The sequence below is a fragment of the Bartonella sp. AP20NXHL genome (genome assembly GCF_042196165.1).
GTDB lineage: Bacteria > Pseudomonadota > Alphaproteobacteria > Rhizobiales > Rhizobiaceae > Bartonella.
Genome location: NZ_JBHIPV010000096.1, coordinates 1 through 807, shown reverse-complemented (window position 1 = coordinate 807; position 807 = coordinate 1). Strand labels below are relative to the sequence as shown.

Below are 807 nucleotides of genomic sequence, written 5' to 3'. Positions count from 1 at the left end.
CATTGATGAAATTTTCCTAAATCAACATCAAGATTATCAATATCACGCGCCTGATTAAACTGAAGATGCTGATAAACAATCTGAATCTGCGGATCAAAAACAACACCTTTATACCCTGTTGAAAACGTTCTGCCACTCGTTAAAGAACCGCTAAACTGTTTACCCTTTAATGCCACAACCTTGCCCCGTGCAAGGGTCAAAACATCTCCCTTAAAAAGTCCATACGATACCACCCCATCTATATAAAAACCCGTATCATGCTTCAGACTTCCATAGGCAGAAACAGACCATTTATCAAATGCACTCTTTTTGCTTTGTTCAACATCCTGAGGGGTTAGAGAAAGATTTCCGTAAGACCCCATAACCCCAAAGAATGTACGACCATATAAACTCTCAATCTCGTTTAACAAAACACCTGCTTCGAATGCATTATAATCGAGCTCAGCACCATAGCCATATTCAAAAGCAGATAAGTTGGAAGCATAATGATGGCTACCACCATAAGCATGCAGAAAAAAGGCTGTCTTTTCATCATCCTTCTCAAAGGAATGAAAAGCATTCCGCATTGTCTCTAATGTCTTATTTTGCGCGGTCATATCCACTAAACCAGCATGAAATAAGGCATTTGGCAAAAGAAGGTAAGTTGGAACCTGTGGAACAACAGCTCTAATTTGGAGATTAGACGAGGAATCCAAAGGGTCAGAAGACCCAGAAGGCTTTGGTTCAACAGGGGCAGAAGGAGGAGAAACAGAATCTGGAGATGAAGTGTCCTCCGGAACAGAGAGCTCAGATGGACGAACCTCATCA

General features: G+C 41.4%; 1 protein-coding gene. It reads right to left on the bottom strand.

Features of this window, described 5'->3' with window-relative positions:
- A partial coding sequence (locus tag ACFILL_RS09405) for an autotransporter outer membrane beta-barrel domain-containing protein (RefSeq protein ID WP_375681104.1) occupies positions 1-807 on the bottom strand: 807 nt, incomplete at both ends.